At 66.9% G+C, this 22,486-nt stretch carries 19 protein-coding genes and 1 tRNA gene; 8 read left to right on the plus strand and 12 right to left on the minus strand.

Annotated elements, in window-relative coordinates:
• Positions 1-67 precede the first annotated feature (67 nt).
• Positions 68-1,309 carry an anaerobic glycerol-3-phosphate dehydrogenase subunit C gene (locus ABJD39_RS11260; RefSeq protein WP_348613635.1) on the plus strand — a complete coding sequence of 414 codons (1,242 nt, stop codon included), beginning with the start codon at positions 68-70 and terminating at the stop codon, positions 1,307-1,309.
• A 130-nt stretch (positions 1,310-1,439) separates the two neighbouring features.
• The gene (locus tag ABJD39_RS11265; RefSeq protein WP_348608533.1) at positions 1,440-1,880 is read left to right on the plus strand and encodes an acyl-CoA thioesterase; all 441 of its coding nucleotides are present in this window, start codon (positions 1,440-1,442) and stop codon (positions 1,878-1,880) included.
• A gap of 77 nt (positions 1,881-1,957) precedes the next feature.
• On the opposite strand, the gene arsB is transcribed toward ABJD39_RS11265, so the two are convergent.
• From arsB to ABJD39_RS11290, 5 genes are all read right to left on the minus strand, one after another.
• A complete protein-coding gene (gene arsB / locus ABJD39_RS11270; protein WP_348608536.1) occupies positions 1,958-3,124 on the minus strand; it encodes an ACR3 family arsenite efflux transporter in 1,167 nt (388 codons plus the stop codon).
• Complete coding sequence (locus ABJD39_RS11275; RefSeq protein ID WP_348608539.1) at positions 3,121-3,609, minus strand: low molecular weight phosphatase family protein; 489 nt, start codon at positions 3,607-3,609, stop codon at positions 3,121-3,123. The genes arsB and ABJD39_RS11275 overlap by 4 nt, the downstream gene beginning before the upstream one ends.
• Positions 3,606-4,010 carry an ArsR/SmtB family transcription factor gene (locus ABJD39_RS11280; RefSeq protein WP_348608542.1) on the minus strand — a complete coding sequence of 135 codons (405 nt, stop codon included), beginning with the start codon at positions 4,008-4,010 and terminating at the stop codon, positions 3,606-3,608. Before ABJD39_RS11280 ends, ABJD39_RS11275 begins: the two co-directional genes overlap by 4 nt.
• Before the next feature lie 402 nt (positions 4,011-4,412).
• Positions 4,413-7,625: an isoleucine--tRNA ligase gene (gene ileS / locus ABJD39_RS11285; RefSeq protein WP_348608545.1), complete on the minus strand. Its 3,213-nt coding sequence runs from the start codon at positions 7,623-7,625 to the stop codon at positions 4,413-4,415.
• 184 nt (positions 7,626-7,809) lie between these two features.
• Positions 7,810-8,379: a cupin domain-containing protein gene (locus ABJD39_RS11290; RefSeq protein ID WP_348608548.1), complete on the minus strand. Its 570-nt coding sequence runs from the start codon at positions 8,377-8,379 to the stop codon at positions 7,810-7,812.
• A 267-nt stretch (positions 8,380-8,646) separates the two neighbouring features.
• Here ABJD39_RS11290 and ABJD39_RS11295 point away from each other — a divergent pair, with 267 nt between their 5' ends.
• From ABJD39_RS11295 to ABJD39_RS11305, 3 genes are all read left to right on the plus strand, one after another.
• Complete coding sequence (locus tag ABJD39_RS11295; RefSeq protein WP_348608551.1) at positions 8,647-9,342, plus strand: DUF7500 family protein; 696 nt, start codon at positions 8,647-8,649, stop codon at positions 9,340-9,342.
• Positions 9,343-9,486: 144 nt separating this feature from the next.
• Positions 9,487-9,906 carry a universal stress protein gene (locus tag ABJD39_RS11300; RefSeq protein WP_348608554.1) on the plus strand — a complete coding sequence of 140 codons (420 nt, stop codon included), beginning with the start codon at positions 9,487-9,489 and terminating at the stop codon, positions 9,904-9,906.
• Positions 9,907-10,031: 125 nt separating this feature from the next.
• The gene (locus ABJD39_RS11305) at positions 10,032-12,305 is read left to right on the plus strand and encodes an AAA family ATPase (RefSeq protein WP_348608557.1); all 2,274 of its coding nucleotides are present in this window, start codon (positions 10,032-10,034) and stop codon (positions 12,303-12,305) included.
• A 275-nt stretch (positions 12,306-12,580) separates the two neighbouring features.
• Here ABJD39_RS11305 and ABJD39_RS11310 read toward each other — a convergent pair whose 3' ends face one another.
• Together ABJD39_RS11310 and ABJD39_RS11315 are read right to left on the minus strand one after the other, a co-directional pair.
• Positions 12,581-13,813, minus strand: a complete 1,233-nt coding sequence (locus tag ABJD39_RS11310) for a hypothetical protein (protein ID WP_348608560.1) — start codon at positions 13,811-13,813, stop codon at positions 12,581-12,583.
• Between the two features lie 279 nt (positions 13,814-14,092).
• Positions 14,093-14,854 carry a PAS domain-containing response regulator gene (locus ABJD39_RS11315; RefSeq protein WP_348608562.1) on the minus strand — a complete coding sequence of 254 codons (762 nt, stop codon included), beginning with the start codon at positions 14,852-14,854 and terminating at the stop codon, positions 14,093-14,095.
• Positions 14,855-15,461: 607 nt separating this feature from the next.
• Here ABJD39_RS11315 and ABJD39_RS15050 point away from each other — a divergent pair.
• Positions 15,462-15,536 carry a hypothetical protein gene (locus ABJD39_RS15050; RefSeq protein WP_431357882.1) on the plus strand — a complete coding sequence of 25 codons (75 nt, stop codon included), beginning with the start codon at positions 15,462-15,464 and terminating at the stop codon, positions 15,534-15,536.
• A gap of 80 nt (positions 15,537-15,616) precedes the next feature.
• Here the strand turns inward: ABJD39_RS15050 and ABJD39_RS11320 are convergent.
• The 3 genes from ABJD39_RS11320 to ABJD39_RS11330 all read right to left on the minus strand — a co-directional run bounded on the left by ABJD39_RS11320 (position 15,617) and on the right by ABJD39_RS11330 (position 17,220).
• Positions 15,617-15,794 (minus strand) — tRNA-Trp (locus tag ABJD39_RS11320).
• Between the two features lie 51 nt (positions 15,795-15,845).
• Positions 15,846-16,070, minus strand: coding sequence for a DUF5795 family protein (locus ABJD39_RS11325; protein WP_348608565.1), 225 nt, complete (start codon positions 16,068-16,070; stop codon positions 15,846-15,848).
• Between the two features lie 82 nt (positions 16,071-16,152).
• A complete protein-coding gene (locus ABJD39_RS11330; protein WP_348608568.1) occupies positions 16,153-17,220 on the minus strand; it encodes a DUF5794 domain-containing protein in 1,068 nt (355 codons plus the stop codon).
• Positions 17,221-17,836: 616 nt separating this feature from the next.
• Between ABJD39_RS11330 and guaB the strand changes: the two genes are divergently transcribed.
• Together guaB and ABJD39_RS11340 are read left to right on the plus strand one after the other, a co-directional pair.
• Complete coding sequence (gene guaB, locus ABJD39_RS11335) at positions 17,837-19,330, plus strand: IMP dehydrogenase (protein ID WP_348608571.1); 1,494 nt, start codon at positions 17,837-17,839, stop codon at positions 19,328-19,330.
• Between the two features lie 522 nt (positions 19,331-19,852).
• Complete coding sequence (locus ABJD39_RS11340; RefSeq protein ID WP_348608575.1) at positions 19,853-20,503, plus strand: response regulator transcription factor; 651 nt, start codon at positions 19,853-19,855, stop codon at positions 20,501-20,503.
• An 83-nt stretch (positions 20,504-20,586) separates the two neighbouring features.
• Here the strand turns inward: ABJD39_RS11340 and ABJD39_RS11345 are convergent, their stop codons facing one another.
• Positions 20,587-21,879 (minus strand): pyridoxal phosphate-dependent aminotransferase, encoded by a 1,293-nt coding sequence (locus ABJD39_RS11345; RefSeq protein ID WP_348608578.1) that lies wholly within the window; start codon positions 21,877-21,879, stop codon positions 20,587-20,589.
• Positions 21,876-22,367 carry an Lrp/AsnC family transcriptional regulator gene (locus ABJD39_RS11350; protein ID WP_348608581.1) on the minus strand — a complete coding sequence of 164 codons (492 nt, stop codon included), beginning with the start codon at positions 22,365-22,367 and terminating at the stop codon, positions 21,876-21,878. The genes ABJD39_RS11345 and ABJD39_RS11350 overlap by 4 nt, the downstream gene beginning before the upstream one ends.
• Between the last annotated feature and the right edge of the window lie 119 nt (positions 22,368-22,486).

Consider the following 22,486-nt stretch of genomic DNA (forward strand, 5'->3'; position numbering starts at 1 on the left):
AGTCGCCGAGTCGCCGGCGGGGGCCGAGGACGACTTCGAGCCGGTCGACGTGTTCGAAGGCTCGAACATGGACCTCCGGCCGGGCGCCGACTCCTGCTACAAGTGTACGTCATGCGACACGTCCTGCCCGGTTGCCGAGGTGGACGACTCCTTCCCGGGACCGAAGTTCCAGGGTCCCGAGCAGTGGCGTCTCAAGCGCAAGGAGGACACGGAGATCGACGACTCGATCACCGGCTGTTCCAACTGCATGCGCTGTGACGGCGCCTGTCCCTCGGATGTGCCGCTCTCGCAGATGCACAACACCGCCCGCGGGGAGTACGTCCGGAACCAGCAGCCCACGCTGTCCCGGGAGTACCTCAGGAACCGGATCCTCGCGAACTACGGCACGCTCGCCGGGCTCGGCTCGAAGGTTCCGCGGCTCACGAACGCGATCATGGGGAACTCGCTGGTCCAGACGGTGAACGAGAAGCTCCTCGGCATCACCGCCGAGCGCGACTTCCCCGAGTTCGCGGACGAGACGTTCCGCTCGTGGTGGAAAGGGCGCGGCGGCCCGAAGGTGGAAAGCGAGGACAGGCGGATCGCGTACTTCCACGGCGACTACGCCAATTACAACACCGTCGAGGTGGCGAAGGCGCTCGTTCGGGTGTACGAGGCGTTCGGCTACGAGATCCTCGTCCCCGACCAGCGCTGTTCGGGCACGCCGATGTTCGCCAACGGGATGCTCGACGACGCCCGCCGCTCGGCCGCCGTCAACGTCGAGAACCTCGGCGACGCCATCGAACAGGGGTACGACGTGGTCGCCTCCTGCACCTCCTGCTCGATGGCGCTCCGGCAGGAGTACCCCGAGCTGTTCGACTTCGAGGGCACCGAGACCGTCGCGTCCAACACGTACGACGCGCTGGAGTACCTCCTGATCAACGAGAACGTGATCGACCCGCTGAGCGAGGTCGACGCCGCCGACCACGACATCCCCGACTTCGCGTACCACGCGCCGTGTCACTCCCGGAACCAGGGCCTCGACCGACAGGCGGTGGAGCTGTTCCGACACCTCGACGGCGTCGACGTGGCGGACGTGGGCGACTCCTGCTCGGGTATCTCGGGGACCTATGGCTGGAAGGAGGAGAAGTACGAGTACTCCATGGAGATCGGCGAGGAGATGTTCGAGCACATGGAGCACGCGGAGGGCCAGACGGGGATGACCGAGTGCCCGACCTGCTCGATGCAGATGGAGCACGGCACCGGCTACGAGATCGATCACCCGTTGCAGGTGCTGGAGGCGGCGTTGGTCGACACCGACGTGGAGGTGTGAGATTCCCGCGAGTCGGGTCCGATCGCCGACGGATTCCGGCTTGAGACGGCGAACGGGACGGCTCGGGCGCGCCGATACTGGAACCGGGATCGGGGAATACGCATACCCGTCTCGCTCGTGAGCCTCACGTATGGCAACGGTCAGCGACACGTACATCGAGAACCGCGAGCGCGTGCAGCCCGACGACGCGAACAACTACGGCACAGTCCATGGGGGGAACGTCGCCAAGTGGATGGACGAGGTCGGCGCGATGTCGGCGATGCGCCACGCCGGCGAGACGTGCGTCACCGCGCGGATCAACCGGCTGGACTTCGATCGGCCCGTCCCCCGCGGGGACATCTGCGTCATCGAGTCGTACGCGTACGCGACCGGCCGTACGTCCGTCCGGGTGCGCCTGCGCGCCTACCGCGAGGCCCCCCGGACGGGCGAGCGCGAACAGACGACGGAGTCGTACTTCGTGTTCGTCGCCGTCGACGACGACATGCGCCCGACCGAGGTGCCGGACCTCACCCTCGGGTCCGACCGCTGCCGCGAACTACGCGACGAGGCGCTCGCCGGCGAGAACGACTGACCCGCTGTCGCGAGATCGGACCGGCCAGTTGCCGGCGCGTGACCGTCGACCGGAGTGTCGTCGTCCGCGCGGCAGCCTCAGTTGTCGATCGGCGACTCGGTCGGGGTCGTTCCCCGCCCGTCGTCGCGCCCGGCCCAGTCGAAGCGGCGCTGGAAGTACAGCGCGACGTTGACGAGCGCGAGCAGCACCGGTACCTCGATGAGGGGGCCGACGACGGTCGCGAACGCGACGCCGGAGCCGACGCCGAAGACGGCGACCGCGACGGCGATCGCGAGCTCGAAGTTGTTCGAGGCGGCGGTGAACCCGATGGCCGTCGTCGTCGAGTAGTCCGCGCCGATGCCGCGACCCATCCCGAAGCTGACGAGGAACATCACGACGAAGTAGATCGTCAGCGGTACCGCGATCAGCAGCACATCGCCCGGCGAGGCGACAATGTTGCCACCCTGTGTGGCGAACATCACGATCACCGTGAACAGCAGCGCGACGAGCGTCAGCGGGTCGATCCGCGGGACGAACTCGTTCTCGTACCACGCCTCGCTCTTGACGCGGGTGCCGACGTAGCGGCTCAGGAACCCCGCGGCGAAGGGGATCCCCAGGAACACGACGATCGCCTCGAACACCTGCATCGGCGTGATGTCGAACGTCGTGATGCCGGCGACGAGCGACTCCATTCCGAGCAGCGGCGGGAGGAACAGCGCGAAGAACCAGACGTACACCCCGTAGGTGACGATCTGGAACAGGCTGTTGAACGCGACCAGCCCGGTGACGTACTCGGTCGACCCCTCCGCGAGCTCGTTCCAGACGAGCACCATCGCGATACACCGGGCCATTCCGATGAACACGAGCCCGAGGAAATACTCGGGGCGCGCCGGCAGCCCGGGAACGAGCCCGCTGAAGAAGACGACCGCGAGCCCGAACATCAGCGTCGGGCCGATGAGCCAGTTCTGCACGAGGCTCAGGCTGAGCACGCGCCAGTTACTGAAGACGGTCCGCAGCTGCGAGTAGTCCGCCTTCGCCAGCGGCGGATACATCATCGCGATCAACCCGATCTCCACGAGGTGGAGATCCTGTATCGGTCCCGTCACCGACGGCGCGACGAACCCGAGCCCCACCCCGATCGCCATCGCGCCGAAGATCCAGACGGTGAGATACTTGTCGAGGAAGTCCATCGACCGTGGGTCGCCGCAGGCCTCACAGCCACAGTTCGGACCGTGCTCGTGGGCTCCGACCGGCTCGCCGCTCATCGCCGATCCCCTCCGTCGGCGTCGCCGCCGGCCGAGTCGCCGGCGGCGTCACCGTCGCTCCCGTGTTCCCCGAACGCCTCGTCGAACAGCGCGACGACGTTCGCCTCGATCTCGTCGCGGATCGCCGCCACCGCGTCGGGCGACTTCCCGTCGGGGTCCGCGAGCGCCCAGTCGCGTGCCTCGACCGAGTCCGAAAGCGACAGCGTCGAACAGCCCATCGTCGCGACGTAGTCGCACTCGTTCAGCTCCGCGTCCGTTACCTCCCTCGGCGTCCGCCCGGAGACGTCGATCCCGATCTCGGCCATCGCGTCGATCACCTCGTCGTGGACGTGATCGGCGGGGTGGGTGCCGCCGGTGCGGAGCTCGACGCGGTCGCCCAGCCCGCGGCGCTCGACCTCGCGCTCGGCGAACGCGTACGACATCTGCGAGCGGCCGGCGTTCTGGACGCAGACGAACGCGAGTTTGACAGGCCTGTCGGCGCTCATTCGCCCACCTCACGAGTCGAATCCAGCGCGGACAACAGCGCCTCCGCGCGGTCGGTGGTGTCGTAGTAGCGCCACTTCCCCTCCTTCCGGCGCGCGAGCAGGCCCGCGTCCGTCAGCGTCGAGAGCGCGTGACTCACGGCGGACTCGCTCACGTCGACGAGCGGTTCCAACTCGCAGACGCACAACTCCTCGTCGGCGGCCGCAAGCAGGCGCGCCAACCGGTAGCGCGTGCCGCTCCCGAGCGCGGAGAGCGCGTCGAGGTCGGATCCCTCGTCCGCCTCGTCGACGCGGGCGTTCGCCTCCAGTTCGTGGAGCGCCGCCAGTCTGTCGTTCACGTCGGCCGCACAGCACTCGCCCACCTCGTCGGCGATGAGTCGTTCGAGCCGCTCCGTCGTTGCCATACCAACGATTGCAAAACCATTCAGATGAACGTGTCGGTCTCGGTAACGCAACGCGGCGGGAGGGTCGGAGGTGTTCCAGACCGCCGGGAACTGTCGGCGGCGTTCAGGTAACTGGACCGAGAAGTACGGACGCCGCCGCGGCGGGTGGTACCGCCAAGCGGCACGAGAGACGGTTCCGTTCCAGTTCGCTCTCGACGTGCGGCCCGGCGGTCACCGGGCCAGTGAGCCGGTGACCGTCCCCGGTCGCTCTTATCGCGTTCGTCATGCTATTCGCGATCGCTCCGTTCGCGTGTTCGGAGCCTCCCATCGGTCGGCCACGCCTCGTTCACGGGTCGCTCTCTTCATGGGCGGAGCGGCACAGACCGCTCCGCCGACTGCCCAAGCCGACGGAATCGGCTCGCCTCAGTCGTCGGCGGGCGTCTCCGCCTCGACGCGCGCGACGCCGATGGTGACGGCGACCCCCTCGACGGTCCACTCCTCGACGAGGTCGAAGTCGGCGTCCTCGTCGGCTCCGGCGGCTTCGCCGCCTTCGGGGCGCGAAGCGCCCTCCACGAAGGCGTCGGCCCGTGTCTCCTCGGCGACGTACTCGCGATGTTCGTCGACGAAGCCGGCGACGCGGTCGTCGGCCACGTCCAGCGAGACGCGGATGCGCTCGTCGACCTCGAGGTCGAGTTCCTTGCGCATCTCCTGAATCCGGCGGACAACGTCGCGGGCGTACCCCTCGGACTCGACGTCCTCGGTGAGTTCCGTGTCGACGTAGACGGTTCCCGAGTCGAACTCGGCGCTGACGACGCCCTCGGGTGCCTGCGAGTGGAAGGTGACCATCCCCTCGTCCAACTCGTACATCTCGCCGTCGACCTCGACCGCGAGGCGGCCGGTTGCCTCCAGGTCCGCGCGGGTCGCGCCCTGGATGGCCGTCATGACCTCCTGGGCGTCGCCGCCGAAGGCGGGACCGAGCTTCGACATCTCGGGTTCGGCCACCTCGACGAGTTCGCCGTAGGAGTCGACCACCTCGACCGACCGGCTGTTGACACGGTCGGCGAGCAGGTCCCGAAGGTTCGACACCGACTCGCGGGTCGCCTCGTCGCCGCTCTCGACGACGACGCGCGTGACGGGCCAGCGGAGCTTCCGCTCGGCGCGCTGGCGGGCGTTCGCGGCAGCCTCCTCCACATCGCGGAGGACGGCCATATCCGTCTCCAGCTGCTCGTCGCGGAGGTCGTCGTCGATCTCGGGGGACGCGAGCTGGTGGACCGTCGTCGCCTCGCCGTCGAGGTGCTGGTACATCCGCTCGGTGAGGTACGGCGCGTACGGCGCCAGGAGTCGGGTGACCTCGCCGAGCACGGTCGCCATCGTGTCGTAGGCGGCGCGCTTGGAGGCGCTGTCCTCGTCCTCCCACATGCGCTCGCGAATGGCCTTCACGTAGAAGCGCGATACGTCCTGCGTCACGAAGTCGAGCAGGGCGTTCAGCGCGTCGTCGACCTCGTAGTCCTCCCACGCGGCGTCCATCTCTGCTTTGACGGTCTGAAGCCGGGAGAGCACCCACTCGTCGACGATCTCCAGATCTGCGCCGTGTACGTCCGGGTCGGCCGGGTCGTAGCCGTCCAGCTCCATGTACGGGAGCGGGAAGCGGAACACGTTCCACAGGATGTTGAGCGTCGACTGCATCTCGTGGAGGCCGTCCCACTCGAACGCGAGGTTCTTCTCCTGCTGCTCGTGGCTGAGGAGGTAACACCGCAGCGGGTCGCGACCGGCGGCGTCGATGGCCTCCTCGGGCTCGACGATGTTGCCCTTGGACTTGGACATCTTCGAGCCGTCGCCCATCGTGGTGAAGCCGTGCATCAACACCTCGTTGTAGGGCGACTCGCCGAGCGCGGCGGTGCCCATGCCCAGCTGCGACCAGAACCACCCCCGGGTCTGGTCGTGCGCCTCGATGATGAGGTCCGCGGGCCACAGCTCCTCGAAGTCCGCCTCGTCGCTCGGGTAGCCGATGGTGCCGAGGCTGGCGACCGAGGAGTCGAACCACACGTCGAACACGTCCGGCACGCGCTCGTAGGTAGTCCCGTCCTCGGAGATCGTCAGGTCGTCGACCGAGGGCCGGTGGAGGTCGATGGCGTCCGGATCGATCTCTTGGTCGACGCGCTCGGCGAGTTCCGCTCGTGTGGCGACGACGATCAGGTCCTCCGCGTCGTACGTCTCGGCGTCCTCGGGGACCCAGATCGGGAGGGGGATCCCCCAGTAGCGCTGCCGGGAGACGTTCCAGTCGGGCGCCTCCTCGACGAAGTTGCGGAAGCGGCCCTCGCGGGCGGAGTGGGGGTGCCACTCGGCGTCGTCGATGTTGTCGAGGAGTTCGTCTTTGATCTCGGTGATCCGGATGAACCACTGGTCGGTCGCGAGGAAGACGATGGGCGTGTCACACCGCCAGCAGTGGCCGTAGCTGTGTTCGTGGGTTTCCGACGCCAGCAGCAGCCCCTTCTCATCCAGGTCCGCGATGATGTCGTCGTTGGCGTCGCGGACGAACTCGCCCGCGTACGTCCCGCCCGCTTCGGTGAAGACGCCGTCGCCGCCGACGGGACAGAACGGCTCCATGCCCAACTCCTCGCCGCGCTCGAAGTCCTCCTGCCCGTGGCCGGGCGCGGAGTGAACGAGTCCGGTGCGGTCGGCCTCGACGTAGTCGGCGGTGTACACCTCGCCTGCGCCCTCGAAGCTCGGGTGATCGGGCACCTCCTCGGCGAGCGGATGGTCGTACGCCCAGCCGACCAACTCCTCGCCCGAGTAGTCGGCGACGACCTCGTAGTCGTCGTAGCGGCCGCGGCGGAGGGCGTCTTCCACTGTGGACTCCGCGAGGAACAACGTCTCCGTCTCGCCGTCCCTCGTCGCCTCGACCTCCTGGTAGGTGAGGTCGGCGCCGACGGCGATGAACGTGTTCGCGGGGACGGTCCACGGCGTCGTCGTCCAGATGACGAGGTGACCGTCGCGGTCGCGGAGGGGGAACTTCACGTAGATGGAGGGCGACTCGATGTCCTCGTACTCGACCTCGTTGTTGGCGATGGCGGTCTCACAGCGAGGGCACTGGGAGATGGACCGTTTGCCCTGCTCGACGAGGCCGCGGTCGTGGACCCGCGAGAGCGCCCACCAGGCGGCCTCCATGTACTCCGGCTGGATGGTCTGGTACGGGTCGTCCCAGTCCATCCAGGCGCCGATGGACTGGAAGTCCTCGTCCATGTTCTCGCGGTTGCGGACGGCGAACTCCCGGCACTCCTCGATGAAGTTCTCCATGCCGAACTCCTCGATGTCCCGTTTGGTGTCGAAGCCGAGCTCCTGCTCGACTTTCGTCTCGATGGGGAGCCCGTGCATGTCGTAGCCGGGGCGGTCGGTCACGTCGTGGCCGGTCATCCGCTTGTGGCGGATGACGGTGTCCTTGAGAGTCTTGTTCCAGGCCGTCCCCAGGTGCATCTGGCCGGTCGTGTACGGCGGGCCGTCGACGAAGAAGAAGGACGGATCGTCGGCGTGCGCCTCCTTCGTCACCTCGTAGGCGTCCGTCTCGTCCCAGCGCTCGGAGACGGCGGCCTCCACCGCCTCCGGCGTGTACTGGTCCGAGATGTCGCTGTCGTCCATGCTCGGTGTGAACCGGCGGGAGGTTATCAAGTCGGTGGTCCCGTGGCGTGCGTTGCCGAGGGAGCGGAGCGAACGGGCGACGGCATGCTGGCGGTCAGGTCTCGGTACCGGACCGCCCACTGTATTCGTGTGCCCATGAGCGGTAGGAACCGGGCAGCGATGCCGCCCGGCGAAAATCGCCGCCTCAGCAGTCGACCGGCTCGACCCACACGGTCGCGGGCTCACCGACGGGAACGCCGAGGAAGGTGGCGTAGGCGACCGCCTCGGCGGACGTGCTGGGGTTCGATGCTATGTGGACGTTCCCCTGTCCGGGGTCGATGAACGCCTCTCCCGCCGTGTAGGTACGGACGACGCAGTCGCGTTCGTTGATGAGGTCGAGTTCGCCCTCCACGACGGTGACGACCACCGGTCCGGGATGGGTGTGCCAGCCGGACGTCCCCTCTGGCGCCCACGTCACCTTGGCGACGAGGACGCTGGAGGCGTCGGTCGGCAGGTCCGAGACGATGCTGTCCATCTCGCTCTCGTCGTACTCCACCTCGAAGCGCGCGGCAACGCGGTCGGGGAACGTCGCGTGCCCGGCGAGGACCTCGACGGTGAACCCCTCCGGACTGTCGACCTGACAGGGTTCGCCGGTTTGCGCGGCATCGCTCCCCGTCGCCGGCGTCGCGCTGCTCCGTGCGGCCGCGCCCGGCACGACGGTCGCGAGCAGGGCCGCCGTCGCCGCGCCCGTTTTCAGTACAGTTCTCCGCAGCACACCGCCAGTCGATCCGCCTTCGGTTGTCATGATGTCTCACACTGACCGGCGTGGTCTCTGTGAGCACTACCCATTGGACGACAGACATCATAGCCTGATCGACAGGATGCGTGCACCGTTCGACCGCGATCTCGAGGGCACGGAGGCGGTGGGACTGGCGAGCCGAGACTGTGAGCGGGCGACACAGGGGCCGTGTGAACCGACGCGGTCTCACCGCTGAGAACCGCGGGCGAGCGTTCTTACCCATGGCTCGAAAACCGCCCGACGATGAGCGACGCAAACGGCCCGGATCCCGACCCGGCGGACGCCGAGGAGGGGCCGGTCCGCGACGTCGTCCGAGTCGACGGCGACGAGGGGGACGACACCGACGCCGAGGGCGGCGACGAGGGGTCGCTGGTCGACCGCGACGGCGTGATGGACCCCGACGACCTTGACATCCGCGGCCGCGACGGCGTCGACGAGACCGACGACGGGCGGTACGTCATCTCCACCCGCGGGGAGAACCACGGGGACCGCCGCGACGACGGTCGCGACGACATCCCCGACGAGTCCCGCTACGACGGCCGGGATCGCGACGGGGTGGTCGACAGCGCCGCCGAGGACGCGACCGGTTCCTCGGGGAACGCCGGCCTCGTCGACGACGGGGCCAGCACGGACGGGTGGGCCGACCCGAGCGACTCCGCGCCGACGCGGTCGGCTTCCGACCGTGATGCCGAGGGCGACGGTGATCCGCTGGAGGGTGTCGCCGCGGAGTTGAACGCGCTCTCGGCGTCGCACGGCTTCGCGATCGCGGTCGCCGCGGGCGGTGAGACGGACACCCTGCGCGTCGCCTCGGGCGAGCCGACGGACTCGCTGGCGACGGCGCTGCGGTGGTACGCCCGCCGCGTCAACCCCGGCGCGCCCGTCGAGGAGACGATCCGCGAACTGCTGGCGGCGTCGGACTTGGACCTCGTAGACCGGTAGACCGGTCTGCTGGGGGTCGTTGCCGCCGAGCCGACGGATCCGCGGTCGGGGAAGACTACGGGTCTCCGCCGTATCGACACGCTCGTCGTCCGTTCCCGGTTCGACCGCCCCGAAGTTTATCCGGAGGCCGACCGTAATGAACGTATGATCGAACGCGTCCTCGTTCCGATGGACGAGTCCGAGACGGCCGAGCGAGCGCTCCGACACGCGCTCGAGGCCCATCCGGGGGCGGATATCATCGTCCTCCACGTCGTGGGCGAACCGTCCGGGATGATGGGCGCGGCGGCGGGCCTGGCCCTCGAGGAAGACGCCGAGCAGGCGGGGGAAGAAGCCGCGGATGACCTCTTCTCGCGGGCCGCAGAGATCGCCGCGGAGTACGACGCGACGGTCGGGACCGAGGTGGGATGGGGGAGCCCGGCCAAGGAGATCGTCAGGCTGGCCGAGGGGGTCGACGTGGTCGTGATCGGCGCGCACACGGGCGGCGTGGCCCAGCGGCTGTTCGTCGGCAACGTCGCGAAGAGCATTGTCCAGAACTCACCGGTCCCGGTAACGGTCGTGCACTGACGGCCCGTCCGGGGAGTCGACGGACGCGCCGGCGACGTGACTGCCCGGGGTGCGGCTCGCCGGTGTGAACGCTCGAGGGAGCGGACGTGGAAAGCCGTAAGCCCCCGCCCTCCGAAGCCGGTGACATGAGCGACGACGAGGAGGTCGCGCTGACGGTCCGCGGCGCGGCCAAGCGTGACGCCGGCCGCGGCATCGCGCGGCTGTCCGACGCGACGATGAGCGAACTCGGGGTGCTCTCGGGCGAGACGGTCGTCATCGCCGGCGAACGCGAGACCGCCGCGAAGGTGTGGCCCGCGGGAACCGACGCCGGCGACGGCGAGATCCTCGTCGACGGCGAGACGCGCGCCAACGCCGGCGCGAAGATCGGCGAGCGCGTCCGCGTGCACAAGGAACGCGTCGGCGAGGCCGACGCGGTGACACTCGCCGCGCCCGCCGCGCTCGACGGCGTCGACATCGACGGCGACACGCTCGCGCGCGCGGCGAAGCGCGACCTCGACGGCCGCCCCGTCAGCGCCGGTGAGCAGGTGCGGATCCCGCACCTCGGCGGCAACGTGTTCGTCGTCGAGGACACGACCCCCGACGGGCCCGTGCGGATCCATGACGGCACGAGGGTCGTTGTCGAACGGCGCGACTCCGGGGGAACGACCGTCGCGAGCGACGACGACGGGAGCGGCGTGAACGCCTCCTCGTCCGGCACGGGCGCGTCGGTCGACCTGCCGACCCGCGAGCGGCACGACGGCGAGGGCACAGCCGGCTCCGGCGGCGAGGGGGCGCCCGACACCGCCGTTCCGACGCCGCCCGCCGGCGGTGTCACCTACGAGGACATCGGCGGCCTCGACGAGGAACTCGACCTCGTGCGCGAGACGATCGAGCTGCCGCTGTCGGAGCCGGAGGTGTTCGCCCGCCTCGGCATCGACCCGCCCAAGGGCGTCCTCCTGCACGGCCCACCGGGCACCGGGAAGACGTTGATCGCGAAGGCCGTCGCCAACGAGGTCGACGCCACGTTCATCTCCGTGTCCGGTCCGGAGATCACGTCGAAGTACAAAGGCGAGAGCGAGGAGAAACTCCGGGAGATCTTCGCGGAGGCGAACGAGTCGGCGCCCAGCATCGTCTTCTTCGACGAGATCGACTCCATCGCCGGCCAGCGCGACGACGGCGGCGACATGGAAAACCGGATCGTCGGCCAACTGCTCTCGCTGATGGACGGCCTCGACGCCCGCGAGGACGTGATCGTCATCGGCGCCACGAACCGCGTCGACTCGCTCGACCCCGCGCTGCGCCGCGGCGGGCGCTTCGACCGCGAGATCGAGATCGGCGTCCCGGGCGAGGCCGGCCGCCGCGAGATCCTGGAGGTGCACACCCGCCGGATGCCCCTCGCCGACGACGTGGAGATCGACCGCCTCGCCGCACGGACCTACGGCTTCGTCGGCGCCGACATCGACTCGCTGACGACCGAGGCCGCGCTGACGGCGCTGCGGCGCGCGCGCCACGAGGACAGCGAGGTCGACCTCGCGACGGTGGAGGTGACCCGCGCGGACTTCGAGTCGGCGCTGGCGACGGTTGAGCCGTCCGCGATGCGCGAATACGTCGCCGAACAACCCGACACCACCTTCGACGACGTGGGCGGGCTGACGGAGGCGAAGAAGACGCTCGAACGCGCCGTGACGTGGCCGCTCACCTACGCGCCGCTGTTCGACGCAGCCGGCGCCGACCCGCCGACAGGCGTGCTGTTGTACGGCCCACCTGGAACCGGGAAGACGCTGCTCGCGCGCGCCATCGCCGGCGAGTCGGAGGTGAACTTCATCGAGGTCGCCGGCCCGGAACTGCTCGACCGCTACGTCGGCGAGTCGGAGAAGGCCGTTCGCGAGGTGTTCGAACGCGCCCGCCAGGCGGCGCCCAGTATCATCTTCTTCGACGAGATCGACGCCATCGCGACCGCTCGCGACGGCATGGGCGACTCCTCGGGCGTCGGTCAGCGCGTCGTCTCGCAGTTGCTCACCGAGTTGGACCGCGCCAGCAGCAACCCGAACCTCGCGGTCATCGCGGCGACGAACCGCCGGGAGGCGCTCGATGACGCGCTCGTCCGCCCCGGCCGCCTGGAGAGCCACGTCGAGGTACCGCTCCCCGACGTGGAGGGGCGCCGGAAGATCCTCGCGGTTCACACCGAGCGCACGCCGCTGGCGGAGGACGTAGACCTGGACGACGTGGCGGACCACACCGAGGGGTACTCCGGTGCAGAACTCACCGCGGTCGTCCGGGAGGCGACGATGCGGGCAGTCGAGCGCGTCGCCGACGAGTTCGGCGACGAGGCGAACGACCACGCCGACGCGCTGTCGGTGACGATGGCCGACTTCGAGGCCGCGATGGAGCGGGTCGCGCCGCCCGAGTCACAGGAGTGAGGGTGTCGGATCGGTCGAGGCGGAGTTCATCGGGCGCGAGGAGGGCGACGGCTTCGCGGACGCGTGGGTCATCTCGTCGTGGGGGCTGGTCTCCCTCGCTGGTGAGTCGGACGCCGATCACCGTCGGCCCGTTCCGTGGATGCGGCCCGGAGGGCGGATTCGGCCGGGTTGGTGTGCTGGATCTGGATAAACGACTCAGATCGGGAGTTTCGGTACACTAAGCAGGTTTAGGAAGTATAACGCAGTTAGAGAATGCAGGACCGTCCAGAACATATCTAATACCAAGCTTGAGTACACGTAATCGAGTCAGGATCCTGCGGATCACCCTCGATTATCTGTGCCCGAATATAGGGGCCGACGTCAGTGTTGTCTCGATATTCGATCGTCTCTCCAGTTTCGATCACGTCGCCATCACTGACCCACTCTATCACGTCGTGACCGCTTGCTCGAAGAGAGATCGTCCCAGCGTCCTCGTCGCGGTCGATCCGCTCGATTATTGGGGCGCCCGTCCCGGGTTCCTTCGTCGTCGAGAAACTGGTCCGCCCTGAAACCCATGCCTCATACACGTGTTCTCGAGTCGCCTGTTGCTCGGCTGGGGTGAACTCCTCCGGCGACAGATAAAACGTGACCCACCCCCGATCGGCGTCTTCATACTCCCCGATGTCATCGACGCTCGTTCCTATCACCGGTCGATCGGGAACAGCGTCCCCGAGAAGGGTATCCCAGGTCTCACGGTCATCGTACGCAAACGAATACGTGATCGCCTCCAGGCCGAGGAGACGGTCGAAGTCCTCGATCATCTGTTCATAGTTACTCAACCATTCTGTCTCCCACTCGTCTTGCGACATCTCTTCTTTATACCGCCCAGGATGGCCGATGAATGCCAGCGGCGAGCCTGTTTCCAGTGTCGATTCCGAGAGGACGATCTGTTCTACCGTATCGTATTGATGCCCGGGGTTGTCCATGCTTCCGGAACCTAATTCGTCCTTCAGTTCCTTCTGCATCAAATCCGTAAAGAACCCCGAGATATGTTGTGTATCGGTATACTCCGCGCCGGCGATCGCCACAACTCCGTCCTCAGCGGGGTATCGGTTTTCCCATTGGTCGAGAGTGTCTCCTATTTCATCGAGGGGCCATGGCATCCCGTGCTGCAGATCGTCCTTGGGCTGAATGCAGAGGATGTCGTATCCGAGTTCCACGTAGTGATCGTAGACCTCCTGTGGCGGTCCGAGATTCCCGTAGTGGGGATGGATATGGAACTGCCCTTTGCGTCTTCCATACGTGTCCCAATCGATCCCGTCGTACGGCTTGCCGTCGTACGAACTGTAGAAGGTAGGAGATTCCACTTCGGACTCAGAAGTCTTCTTCTCGGTGAGAAGCCGGGGTGTATCGTTCTGGGGAGTATCGTTCCGGGGAGTATCGTTCCGGGAGGAGATCCCCCTTTCCCCACCGACACAGCCAGTTAACCCGACGACGACACCCGCCGTCAATAGTTCCCGTCTGTTCATTCTTCAGGATGGGGTGACTTCCCACAGTACTTTGTTAGCGATTTTAAACGCCCGAATTCATCAGGGAAATCCCTCGATAACGTGTTCGATGTCTCGGACCGCAGATCTCATGACGAGTTCACCGTACCAGGTTTTCGACCACAGTATACCGCCGGACCGACGACGTGATCCGAAGACACCCTTTCAGCGGTCGAACGTTTGTGAAACGTCTGGTTACCGATCAGGACAACTCCTCCGAGAACAGTGAGAGTCGAGAATTGAGCGATACAGTAAACTGGCTTATCGATAGACCATGGCTTGGGCGACTTCCTCTTCATGGTAGTAACCGTGAGCGGTCGCAACCCTCGCACATATGCATTCGCCGTCAAACGTTTGGACTCGGAACTCCCGCTCTGGCATTGACTGACCTTCCGCCATGAGCCGCTCAAAGCGGGCGCGTGCAGTATCTCGATCCTCGGGATGGAGAAATCCGGCGAACGATTTTCCTTCGATCTCGGCGTGGGAATCCGCATCGAGAAACGCTACTGCGGCCTCGTTTGAATAGACGGCTCGGCCATCTTGGTTGAACAGTACGATCGGGATCGGCGCAGTGTCCACCAAGTTATGATAGCGCTGCTCTGTTCGGTGCACAGCTGCTTCGGCACGAACGCCTTGGACGGAATTCCGGATTCGATTCGCGGGGACCTTGTACTGATCAGTCCCGCCTTCCTTCTGGAGGTACTCGGTGACGCCAGCGGAGATCGCCTCACTCGCTATCTGTTCTGACCCACGACCAGTAAACAGGATAAATGGGAGATTCGGGTGCTCATCCCGCACTAATTCTAAGAAGTCGAGGCCATCCTTCCCCGGCATGTCATAGTCACTGACAATACAGTCGATGTCCTCACTGAGGAGAATCGATAATGCATCATCGACGTTTGCGGCCTCTTGGATCGAGAGGGCTGAATCTGCACGTTCCAAGAAGTTTTTGACGAGGTCGGTGAATCCCGGCTCATCGTCGACATGCAGGACTGTAACATCCTCAAGCGATAGTGTACTCATAGGGAGGGACTACCTTGCGTCTATGTCGCAGGGATTTATCGTTTGTGGCAAATATCTCCGAAAAATGAGGGCGCGTTTTCATAACCTCGCGGACCTCCTTAGCAGACTTTCTACCCTAGTATCTCTGTAAACATTTCTCTGTGATTGTAGAGCCGGGGACTCCCGAACGCTACGTACAGGTATTGCATCGAGCAGGCAACCCATCGGGAAAATTAAACAGTTTGCTGGTAGCAGGAGGTGTATGTCCCTGCCAAGAGAAATCCTCCTGTTCAGTATCGTGTTGATGCTCTGGGCAGTTCAAATTGAAGCCAGCGGATACGGTACCTCGGATACTATTGTTCTCGCTTCACTTGGGATTGGGCTGATTGGACTTATTGGGAGTTTCTTCTCGTCGCTGAGCGCTATGAGTCAAAGACCAGAATCCGGCTCCTCCGAGTGATACACAGGCAGACCTACTTAGCAGAGCTTCCCGCTCTTGTATTCTGTAAAATCGACTGTCGTTTCTGTCGAGTGGGGGAGACGTTACTCCATGGCAACGAACGATAGCGTGTGAGCGAGACGACTTCGTCGAACGGCGGGAACCCCTCGGACAGTCCGAACCGAGGACGTGCTCGGCGGCGACCCTCGGATCGAAGGAACGCGGATCAGCGTGCTGTTCGTGCACCGTCCCCTGATCGACTGAAAACTCGATGAGGGGGGTGGGGGTGTTCTTTATATGGAACGTACCCCCGTCTCCGGGTTAGGAACGAGTCGCACAGGAAGTGGGGTCGGAGGGATTTGAACCCCCGATCGACTGATATCTCCGGTCGGCACCTCGGTACTCCAGAGGGTCGTCGTCGCGTCCGATGATCAGTCGGACGCTCGGTATATCAGTCTGGAGTTCGTCACCGGGCGCGTTGCCTCTGGAGTCAGTCGCCATACCGGGCTTGGCCACGACCCCGTGCACCCGTCAATATCCCGGAGCGCCGTAAAGGGATTTCGATCGGATCCGCTATTCGCGGTCGGTCTCGCCCCACGAGCACTCCTGACACTTGTACGCCGTCACGAACTCGGTGACGCTCGGCATGTATCCCACCGAGATGACGTCGCCGCCGCAGTCGGGACACTCGCGGTCGGCGTCCTCGATCGGCTCGGCGTCCATCACGGAGTCACCCTCGACCAGTTCGGCGAGCTTCTTCGGCGTGACCATTCGTCCTTCGACGACGCGATTGCTCATGCTCCGCCGTCGGCGGCCGATCGGGTAAAAGATCCCGGTCCGGGGGGACAGACTCCGGCCGGTCAGCCGTCGTGGCGCCGACTCACAGCCAGGGTTCGCGCGAGGGCTCCCCGCCCGACTCGTCGTCGTCGGAGTCGTCTGCCGTGTCCTCGCGGTCGGCGGAGTCGACGGGGTCGATCCCCGCCGTCGGCGCCGTCGGCGAACTGCCGAAGGCGACGCCGGAGGCGGGTTCACTGTCGCCGTCGTCGGCCGCGTCCGTCGCCGCTGCCGTGTCCGCCGCAGCAACCGTGTCGTCGTTGAGCTCGTCACCGCCGTCGGTGGTCACCGCGCTGGTCGGCCCAGCGGAGCCCGAGTCGGATGCCCCGTGTCCGGCGTCGTCCGGCCCCGCATCCTCGTCGGGATCCGGGTCGACCCCGTCGTCGGAGTTCGGGTCGTACGAGAACAGGCCCGTGACCACGAGCACGCCCAAGGCGACCGGCTGCTCCGTCGGGAGCAGCCCCAGCACCGACAGCGAGAGGATGCCGAGCGCGACCGACGAGCCGAAGCGGAAGCGATCGATGTCGACACGACCGCGCAGGTGGTCGCCCGCCAGCGCGATCGACAGCGCGAACGCGACGCCGACGCCCGCGGCCGCCCCGGCACGAGCGAGCAGGTCGGGGTTGAGCGTGACCGCCAGCTCCGCGCCGGCCGGCTGGAACGACGCGAGCAGACCGAGCCCGATGATCGCCCCGGGACTGGGGAGGTACTCGCCGATCTCGGCGCTGGCGGTCTTGGCCGCCACCGCGAGGATCACGAGCCCGGCGAAGCGGTGGAACACGTCCGGGTTCAGCAGGCTCTGGATCGTCTCCGCCAGCGCCGCTTCCGCCATCGCGATCGGGACGAGAACGGCGCCGAGCAGGAGGATGGAGGCCGCCTTCTCGCGGGGCGTTCCCTCCATCTCGGCGAGCACGACCGCCATCGTGGCGGAGCCGCCGAAGATGAGCAGGCCGGTCTCGATAATGCCGAACGGAACCGTGAGCGCGCCCGCGATAACGAGTGCGGGGAAGATCCCGTCGATCAGCGGCAGCCCCATGACGGTCGCGAGCAGTCGGGTGGCGCCGCCGACGCGCCGCTCCAGGCGGATCGCGATCGGGTGTGCTGAGGTACTCACGGCTCAGCGAGACGACCCGGCATAACCCACGACCGGACGGGAATCTGGTGACGAACCGGAGCCGGCGGACGCTCGGGCGGAGCAACGCGGAAGGCGTTCTCCTGTGCACCAGTCGAGTCCGCGTTTGAACGGAATAAATGTCGGGAGTGCAGCGTTGTCGCTCACCCGGCCGACGATACCCGTTACAGTGCGGGACTCGAAGTCCATACCGTCACTGTATCGCAGGTGAGACTTAATGGTTGCGTGGGACGTGCCCACACAGTCCGGGCGATCCCTCACCGCCTTTTAAATACCTGTTCTACGGTTCATCGGCTTCTCAACGATATCGCTGTCACACTTTCGGGATCGAGCGCGCCGCCGAGCAAATTTTGCGGACGGCATCGGTGTCGGTGTGAGCCGAACCGGTGTCCTCGTTGACCGGATCGATGTCCCTGCGAACCGAACTGACTCCGTGTGTATCGTCTCCACGGCCGGTCCCGAAGCTATGCACTTCGGTGCACGACCGCTCGGCGAACCGGCGGCTATCTCCTCGTATCTGTACACGTCTGTGTGGTACTCCCTGCCCAAGCGCCCCGGTTCTCGCAACGCTTTTGCGGTGTCCCCGAGCACCGTTGATATGGCGAACGACGGGTCCAACGGAAGTCCGTTCTCACAGAAGCTGGAGGTACCGGAAGCGCTCACGTTCGACGACGTTCTACTGCGCCCCAAGGAGAGCCGGGTGGAGCCCGACGAGGCGGACGTCTCCACGCGCGTCTCGTCCAACGTCGAGTTGACGATCCCGGTACTCTCGGCGGCGATGGACACCGTCACCGAATCCGGGTTGGCGATCGCGATGGCTCGCGAGGGCGGGCTCGGCGTGCTCCACCGCAACATGAGCGTCGAGGAGACGGCCGCGGAGGTCGAGCGCGTCAAGCGCGCCGACGAACTGGTGATCCGACGCGAGAACGTCGTCACCGCCTCGCCCGACCAGCCCGTCCGCGAGGTCGACGCGATGATGGAACACGAGGGCGTCTCCGGCGCGCCCGTCGTCGACGAGGACGACGCCGTCCTCGGGATCATCTCGGGCACCGACATTCGCCCGTACCTGGAGGTCGGCGAGTCCGACGCGGTGTCGGAGGCGATGACCGACGAGGTCATCACCGCCTCCGAGGACATCGACGCGCGCGAGGCGCTCGAACTCATGTACGACCACAAGATCGAGCGCGTCCCCGTCGTTGATGACGACGACCGCCTCGTCGGCCTCGTCACGATGCAGGGAGTCCTCGCGCGCCGCGAGCACACCGACGCCGCTCGCGACGAGTCGGGGTCGCTGCTGATCGGTGTCGCCGTGGGTCCGTTCGAGGAGGAACGCGCCGTCGCCGCCGACGAGGCCGGCGCGGACGTCGTCTTCATCGACTGCGCGCACGCGCACAACCTGAACGTCCTCGACTCCGCCCGCGCGATCAAAGCCGAGGTCGACGCCGACGTGGTCGTCGGCAACGTCGGCACCCGCGAGGCCGCCGAGGCCGCCGTCGACTTCGCCGACGGGCTGAAGGTCGGCATCGGCCCGGGCTCGATCTGTACCACTCGCGTCGTGAGCGGTGCGGGCATGCCCCAGATCACCGCCGTCGCGCAGGTGGCCGACGTGGCCCAGCGCGAGGACGTTCCCGTCATCGCCGACGGCGGGATCCGCTACTCCGGCGACGCGATCAAGGCGATCGCCGCCGGCGCCGACGCCGTCATGCTCGGCTCGTACTTCGCGGGCACCGACGAGGCGCCGGGGCGCGTCATCACGATGAACGGCAAGCGCTACAAGCAGTACCGCGGCATGGGCTCGGTCGGCGCGATGTCCGAGGGCGGCGGCGACCGCTACCTCAAGGACGCCGAGGAGGACGAGGAGTTCGTTCCCGAGGGTGTCGAGGCTGCGACGCCGTACAAGGGACCGCTCTCCTCGGAGCTGCACCAGCTCGTCGGCGGCATGCGCTCGGGGATGGGCTACGTCGGCGCGGAGACGCTCACCGACTTCAAGGAGCGCGCGGAGTTCGTCCGCGTCTCCCAGGCCGGCCAGACCGAGGGACACCCCCACGACGTGACGATCACCGACGAGGCGCCGAACTACAGCCCCGAGTGACGTTCTCGCGGACGTGAATCACGCGGCGCTTCGCGCCGTCGCACTCGGTCGGAGATCGGCGACATCGCCGGTGTCCGACTCGGACTGACGACGCGGAAGACGCCGTCTCCAACTGAGCCCGCCCGAGGCTCTCGCGCCGTTCCCGGATAACTTGAACGAGACGGTGGCCGGTGTGATATGCGGTCAGACCGACAGATTCTGCCGATCTCGGGTTCCTCGGCCGGTAGCCTTTCGACGGCGGTCGACGTACGATCCGTCGGTGGTTGGTGGCCACCGCGGATCGTGGGGCACCACAGCAGGCGTGACGCGAACTCGTCACCCGACCCACACCCGTTTTCGGCGCAGGTCTCTCGCATCGCATACGGTTAAGTACCCGGCGGTGACAACACCAATTGATGGCCGGACGGCGTCGGTACGCTCGAACGCTCGCTCGACGGAGAGTGGCCGGACCGGCATGCAGCAAGGGGAAGGTCGTTGTCGGTCCGTCGACCAGTGGTGGGCGAGCAGGGAGGATGTATCAACATGAGTGAGGACACGGACGTCGCGGAGTCAGCGGAGACTCCAGAGCGGCCGGTCGTTCTCGTGGTCGAGGACGAACCCGACCTCGCGGACCTGTACGCGGCGTGGCTCGGCGGTGACTACGACGTCCGGACCGCGTACGGCGGGGAGAAGGCCCTCGACGAACTCGGCGACGATATCGACGTGATCCTCCTCGACCGCCGGATGCCCGGACTGTCGGGCGACGAGGTGCTCGACGAGGTGCGGGCCCGCGGCATCGATGCCCGCGTCGCGATGGTCACCGCCGTCGAGCCGGACTTCGACATCATCGAGATGGGGTTCGATGACTACCTCGTCAAACCGGTCACTCGGGAGTCGCTGTTGGAGACCGTCGAGGGGTTGTACACCCGATCGACGTACGACTCGCGGGTGCAGGAGTTCTTCGCGGTCTCATCGAAGATGGCCGTCCTCGAGGCAGAGAAAGGGCGGGCCGCGCTCGAGGAGTCCGCCGAGTACGAGTCGCTCGAGCAGCGCGCGCGCGAGCTCCGCGATGGGCTCGACGAGGAGGTCGCCGGCTTCGGCGACGGGGACTTCGAGCAGGCGTTCCGCGATCTCGACGCCGAGGGCGACGATGCGGATGACGACCTGTTCGACGACGGGTTCGAAGAACTCTGAGGGTGTCCGGATCGCCACGACAGAACACTTCCGCGACAGTGATGACCTAAAGTAGCATCTTCACCAGCCTGTCGTCAGGGCGCTCACGAGAGGAACTGTTCGAGCCGCGACATCGCCTCCTTGAGGTCGTTTAGTCCGGTCGCGTACGAGATCCGGATGTGGCCCTCCCCGCCGGCGCCGAAGGCGGTGCCGGGGACGGCCGCGACCCCCTCCGTCTCCAGCAGTTCGGTCGCGAACGCCCGGGCGTCCCCGTCGGGAGCGACCTCCGTGACCCGCGGGAACGCGTAGAACGCGCCGCCGGGCTCCGATACCTCGATGCCGAGCTCGCGCAGTCGCGAGACGACGTAGCGTCGCCGGCGGTCGTACTCCCGGCGCATCCGCTCGACCTCGTCGTCACACCGCTCGATGGCCGCCAGCGCGGCGTGCTGTGCGGTCGTCGGCGCCGACAGCATCGCGTACTGGTGGACCTTCGTCATCGCGTCGATCGCCGCCTCGGGGCCCATCGCGTACCCCAGTCGGAGCCCCGTCATCGCGTAGGCTTTCGAGAAGCCGTTGATGACGACCGTGCGCTCGCGCATCCCCGGCCGCGTCGCGACCGACTGGTGGTCGCCCTCGTAGGTGAGCGCGGCGTAGATCTCGTCGGCGACGACGAGCAGGTCGTGCTCGCGACAGAACGCGGCGACGGCGTCCATCTCGTCGGCGTCCATCGTCGCCCCGGTCGGGTTGTTCGGGTAGCACAACACGAGCACGTCGGCCTCGTCGGCGCCCGCCTCGCGCAGCGCCTCCGGCGTGAGCGCCCAGTCGTCCTCGTGGCGGGTGTGAACCGGGAGCGGTTCCCCGCCGGCGAAGCGCACGCCCGGCTCGTAGGAGACGTACGTCGGCGTCGGGAGCGCGACCGTGTCGCCGGGGTTCACGAACGCCCGAAACGCCAGATCGACCGCCTCGGAGGCGCCGGTCGTGACGAGGATCTCCGAGTCGGGGTCGTACGACTGGCCGTAGCGCGTGACGCGCCCGGCGATCGCGCGTCGGAGGGCTGGCATCCCCCGATTTGCGGTGTAGCTGGTGCGGCCACGCTCCAGCGAGTCGATCGCCGCCGATCGCGCGGGCCATGGCGCGGTGAAGTCGGGCTCGCCGACGCCCAGCGAGATCACGTCGTCGCGGTTCTCCGCGACCTCGAAGAACTCGCGGATCCCCGACGGCGGGACCGACTCGACGCGGTCGGCGGGCGCGAACCGTGCGGATCCGTCCTCCGTCCGAGGGGATCCCTCGGCGGTGCCGCCGTCGGTCGCAGATCGGTCGTCGCCGGCGCGGCCGCCGTTCCCGGCACGTTCGTCGCTCCGGGCTCGTTCGTCGTTCCCGTTCTCGTTCCCGCTCATGGCGTCACGGAGAGCCGGTCGTCGTCGTCGTGGTCGGTGAAGCGGATCCCCCGCTCCTTGAACGTCTCCATCACGTAGTGGGTAACCGTCTTCGTCACCGCCGGCAGCGGCGCCACCTCCTCGGAGACGAACCGCGACACGTCGCCCATCGACGAGCCGGAGACGTTGACCGCGAAGTCGTAATCGCCCGACATCAGCCGCAGCGAGTCGACCGCGGGCGACTCCGCGATGCGGCGGGCAACGTCGTCGTAGTCGGTCTCGCGGTCCAACTCGACGTTCACCTCGACGACGGCGCTGACGCGTTCCTCGTCGATGGCGTCCCAGTCGACGATCGCGGTGTAGCCGCGCAGGGCCCCCGACTCCTCCAACTCGGCGAGTTTCTCCTCGACGGCCGCCTCGTCCAGACCGGTCTGGCGGGCCAGATCGGCGGTGGACTCGCGAGCGTCGGCGACGAGCGCGTCTATCAGGGACCGGGTAGCCTCGTCCATACGTCTCGACTCGTTCGCCCGGCCAAAGCGGTTTCGCCCGGTGCGATATCAGCGAACACGGCACACGGGTGCGCGAGCGGCCCCGGGACGCCGGCGTGATTCGGATCTCTGAAGCCCCG

This window comes from Halobaculum rarum, assembly GCF_040025155.1.
GTDB lineage: Archaea > Halobacteriota > Halobacteria > Halobacteriales > Haloferacaceae > Halobaculum > Halobaculum rarum.